The following is a 4,875-nucleotide window of genomic DNA, read 5'->3' as shown; positions in this document are numbered from 1 at the left end:
CCCCCCACCTCCACTCCCACCCACTTCCTCGACCTGGTCAACTCCACCCGGGCCGCCGTGGGTTCTCCGCCCGTCTCACCCGACGCCCGCCTCTCGACCGCCGCCCAGGCCCACGCCACCGCGATGGCCGCCCAGGGCCGGCTCGCCACCGAGGGCAAGGACGGCCTCTCCGTCCACCAGCGCCTCACCACCACCGGCTACGCCTACCTCACCATCGGCGAACACCTGGTCTCCGGCCCTCGCGACCCCGCCGAGTTCGTCGACTACTGCCGCTCCGACCCCAAGGCCAGGCGCACCCTCTGCGAACCCGCCTGCACCCAGGCGGGCTTGGGCCACGCCACCGACCCCCGCTCGGGAACCGTCTACTGGACGGCCCTCTGGGCGCAGCCCTTCTCCCCCGCAGGCCTCCACCGGACCACCACCGAGGTCATCACCCTCACCAACACCGAACGGGCCAGGGCCGGCCTCCCCCCGCTCTCCCCCGACCCCCAGCTCACCGACGCCGCCCAGGCGCACAGCGCCGACATGGTCGCGCGGGCCTTCTACGCGCACACCTCCCCCGACGGCGGCGAACCCTGGCACCGCGCGGCGGCGGCCGGCTCCACCCGGCGGTCCATCGGGGAGAACATCGCGTGCGGTCAGCGGTCGGCCGCCGAGGTGGTGCTCGGCTGGATGAACAGCCCCGGGCACCGGGCGAACATCCTCAAACCCGGCTTCACCCACATAGGCATCGGCTTCGTCGGCGGCGGCGCGGCCGGCACGTACTGGACCCAGCTCTTCGGCGGGTGAAACCGATCCATCCGACTGTCCCTCTTTCGAGTCGGGCAACTCGCCCCCAGACCTGGCTACTTGACTCTCCGTGATCGCTCGACTCCAATGCACCTGTCGATGACGGCGGGCAACAGGAGACGAATCGGATGGTTCAGATGGTTTCGAGAACGGTGGGCACGGGTGTGGCGACGCTGGGCGCTGTCGCGCTGTCGTTGCTGACGGTCCCCGCCCACGCGGCCCCGGCGGCGGGGCCCGACACGACCGAGCTGCGAAAGACACTGCGCACGGCGCTGTCGCAGGGAGCGCCGGGCGCGTTCGCGAGGATCGACGACAACGGCAAGGCGCACCACCTGGCGGAGGGCGTCGCGGACCGGTCCACCAAGCGGGCCATCGGCACCGGGGACCGCATCCGGGTCGGCAGCGTCACCAAGACGTTCACGGCGGTGGTCCTGCTGCAGCTGGTCGACGAGGGCAAGGTCAAGCTCGACACCTCCGTCAACACGTATCTGCCGGGGCTGCTGCCGGACAAGAAGATCACCGTGCGCCATGTGCTCAGCCACCGCAGCGGACTGTACGACTACGCCAACACCCTCTTCTCCCCCAGCGTGGCGGGGTTCGAGAAGGTGCGGAACAAGGTGTTCACCTACCGTCAGTTGATGGACCTGTCGCTCGCCAAGCCACGCACCAACAAGCCGGGCGCGTCCTACGCGTACTCGAACGCCAACTTCGTGGTCGCGGGCATGCTCATCGAGAAGATCACCAAGAAGCCCGTGGCGACCGCGTACCAGGACCGGATCATCACGCCGCTGAAGCTGGCGGACACGTTCTACGTCCACCCGAAGAACACGATCCCCGGCAGGCACTCGCGCGGTTACATGACCGCCGACTCCACCGGGAAGAAGATCGACTCGACGCTGCAGACGACGTCGTGGGCGCAGAGCGCGGGCGGTCTGGTGTCCGGTGCCAAGGATCTGAACAAGTTCATGTCCGCGCTGGTGCAGGGCAAGCTCACCTCGGCGGCCGGGCTGAAGGAGATGCTGAAGTGGACGCCGGTCAACAGCACCCAGGCGTACGGCCTGGGGCTGCGCCGACGCGACCTGTCGTGCGGGGTCTCGGTGTACGGGCACACGGGGACCGTGCAGGGCTACTACACCTGGGCGTTCACCTCGAAGAACGGCAAGCGCAGTGTGACCTCCTTCGCCAACACGTCCAACAACGGCACCGTGTACGCGACCGTGAACCGCACGCTGGAGTCCACGTTCTGCGGCTGAGTCAGCCCGCTCGGCCCCGGTGGCGGCCCGGGCGCCGGTGCCGGGGCTGGTCCGGCGCCGGTCCGGGTCGTTTCGGGGCCGGGATGTCCAGGCGCCGGGGTTTGTCCCCGTCGAGGGTGACCGGCTCGCCGTGGTGGCGGATCGTCAGGGAGTCACCGGAGAGCAGCACGTACGTGGCGTGACGGGGTTCGATCTCCACGCGCAGACAGGTGTCGAGCAGCCCGACGTTGAAGGCGAGCCTGCGTAGACGCTCGGGGAGGCGGGGTGCGAAGCCGACGGTCGTCCCGTGGTGGCGCATCCCGCCGAAGCCCGCGACCAGCGCCGTCCACGTGCCGGCGAGGGAGGCGATGTGGAGGCCGTCGCGGGTGTTGTGCTCCAGGTCCGCCAGGTCCATCAGCGCCGACTCGGTCAGATAGTCGTGGGCGAGGTCGAGATGGCCGACCTGGGCGGCGATGACGGCCTGGCAGCAGGCGGACAAGGAGGAGTCGCGGACGGTGAGCGGTTCGTAGTAGGCGAAGTCGCGGGCCGTCTGCTCGTCGTCGAAGTGGTCGCCGCACTTGTACAGCGCGAGGACCAGGTCGGCCTGTTTGACGACCTGTTTGCGGTAGAGGTCGAAGTAGGGGAAGTGCAGCATCAGCGGGTACTGGTCGGGCCCGGTGTTCTCGAAGTCCCAGCGCTGGTGGCGGGTGAACCCGGCGTGCTGTTCGTGGACGCCCAGTTCGTGGTCGTAGGGGACGTACATGGCCTGGGCGGCGTCGCGCCAGGCGGCGCTCTCCTCGTCGTCGACGCCGAGCCGCCGGGCACGGTCCGGGTGGCGTTCGACGGCGTCGGCGGCGGCCAGGAGGTTCCCACGGGCCATGAGGTTGGTGTACGTGTTGTCGTCGACGACGGCGCTGTACTCGTCCGGGCCGGTCACGCCGTCGATGTGGAAGGCGCCGTGGTGGTCGTGGTGGCCGAGGGAGCGCCAGAGCCGGGCCGTCTCGACGAGGAGTTCGACGCCGGTGTCGCGTTCGAAGGCGGTGTCGCCGGTGGCGGTGGTGTGGCGGACCACGGCGTCGGCGACGGCGGCGTTGACATGGAAGGCGGCCGTGCCGGCGGGCCAGTACGCGGAGCGCTCCGAGCCGTCGATGGTCCGCCAGGGGAACGCGGCGCCCTTCAGGCCGAGTTGGGCCGCGCGTTCACGGGCGGCGGGCAGGGTGTTCTGGCGCCAGCGGAGCGCCTCGGTGACGGCGCCCGGGGCGGTGTGGGTGAGCAGCGGCAGGACGAAGGTCTCGGTGTCCCAGAAGGCGTGGCCGTCGTAGCCGGAGCCGGTGAGGCCCTTGGCGGGGATGGCGCGCTGTTCGGCGCGGGCGCCCGCCTGGAGGACGTGGAACAGGGCGAACCGTACGGCCTGCTGGATCTCCTCGTCACCGTCGACCTCGACGTCGGCGCGGGCCCAGAAGTCGTCGAGGTAGGACCGCTGTTCGTCGACGAGGCCCTGCCAGCCGCCGTACGCGGCGGCGGAGAGGGCGGCGTCGACCTGGTCGCCGACCGCGGGCAGCGAACGGGTGCCGGACCAGCCGTAGGCGACCGTCTTCTCCACCCGCAGGCGCTCGCCGGGGGACAGGACGGTGGTGGCGGTGAGGCGGGCGACGTCGTCCCTGCTCTCGCCGGCGGTGGTGATCTGGCCGGGGGCGGTGAGGACGTGGTCGGCCGCGGCGGCGACGCGCAGGCCGCTGCGCCGGGTGCGGTGGACGAGCCGGAGCCGTGTCCCGTCGGCGAAGTGCTCCTCCGGCTCCAGCGGGGCCTCCAGGGCGACGGAGGCCCGGGGATCGCCCTCGCGCCGCGGCAGTTGCTCGTTGGCGACCAGCTCCGACTGGACGACGACGCGTGCCTCGCCGTCGACCGCCTCGACGTCGTAGGCGACGGCGGCGATCGCCCGCTGGGTGAACGACACCAGGCGGGTGGAGCGCACCCGGACGGTCGTGCCGGCCGGGGAGGTCCACTCGCAGCTTCGGCGCAGCACGCCCGCGCGGAGGTCGAGGACGCGTTCGTGGGAGCGCAACCGGCCGTAGCGCAGGTCGAAGGGTTCGTCGTCGACGAGGAGGCGCAGGATCTTGCCGTTGGTGACGTCGATGACCGTCTGCCCGGACTCGGGGTAGCCGTAGCCGGCCTCCGCGTAGGGCAGGGGGTGCAGTTCGTGGACGCCGTTGAGGTAGGTGCCGGGCAGTCCGTGCGGTTCGCCCTCGTCGAGGTTGCCGCGCCAGCCGATGTGCCCGTTGGCGAGGGCGAACACGGATTCGCTCTGCGGCAGGACGTCGAGGTTCAGACCCTGTTCGCGCAGCGCCCACGGTTCGACGCCGTACGACCGGTGTGTGATCACGCCCACTCCCCCAGGTCCGTGAGGTCCGCGACGACGGTGTCAGCGCCGTGGGCGCGCAGGGCGTCGGCCTGACCGACGCGGTCGAGGCCGACGACGTGTCCGAAGCGGCCCGCGCGTCCGGCGTCCATGCCGGCGATGGCGTCCTCGAAGACGGCGGCGTCGGCGGGTTCGACGCCCAGGTCGCGGGCGGCGGCGAGGAAGGTGTCGGGGCGGGGTTTGCCCGGCAGTTCGCGTTCGGCGGCGACCACGCCGTCGATCCGTACGTCGAAGAGGTGCTCGGCGTCGATGGAGCGCAGGACGTCCCGGCAGTTGGCGCTGGAGGAGACGACGGCGGTGCGCAGGCCGTGGGCGCGGACGCGTTCGATGTAGCGCAGGGTGCCGTCGTAGGCCTCGACGCCGTCGGCGCGGATGAGGTCCAGCAGGATCTCGTTCTTGCGGTTGCCGAGGCCGTGCACGGTGGGGGTGTCGGGC

4 protein-coding genes are annotated in these 4,875 nt (G+C 71.2%); 2 read left to right on the top strand and 2 right to left on the bottom strand.

The features are described 5' to 3' along the window. Together P1P70_RS40745 and P1P70_RS40740 are read left to right on the top strand one after the other, a co-directional pair. Positions 1–789, top strand: a 789-nt coding sequence (locus P1P70_RS40745; protein ID WP_319246946.1) for a CAP domain-containing protein, incomplete at its 5' end; no start/stop codon positions are given. A 137-nt stretch (positions 790–926) separates the two neighbouring features. Further along, the gene (locus P1P70_RS40740) at positions 927–2,042 is read left to right on the top strand and encodes a serine hydrolase domain-containing protein (protein WP_319246948.1); all 1,116 of its coding nucleotides are present in this window, start codon (positions 927–929) and stop codon (positions 2,040–2,042) included. A 1-nt stretch (position 2,043) separates the two neighbouring features. On the opposite strand, the gene P1P70_RS40735 is transcribed toward P1P70_RS40740, so the two are convergent. Both P1P70_RS40735 and P1P70_RS40730 read right to left on the bottom strand, forming a co-directional pair. Continuing rightward, on the bottom strand, positions 2,044–4,404 hold the full coding sequence (locus tag P1P70_RS40735) for a glycoside hydrolase family 65 protein (protein ID WP_319246945.1): 2,361 nt from the start codon (positions 4,402–4,404) through the stop codon (positions 2,044–2,046). Beyond that, on the bottom strand, positions 4,401–4,875 hold a 475-nt coding region (locus tag P1P70_RS40730), incomplete at its 5' end, for an HAD-IA family hydrolase (RefSeq protein ID WP_319246943.1). The genes P1P70_RS40730 and P1P70_RS40735, both read right to left, overlap by 4 nt.

The organism is Streptomyces sp. MB09-02B (assembly GCF_033794485.1).
GTDB lineage: Bacteria > Actinomycetota > Actinomycetes > Streptomycetales > Streptomycetaceae > Streptomyces.
Note: the sequence above shows the minus strand (reverse complement) of the source record. Positions and strands in the feature narration are given on the sequence as shown.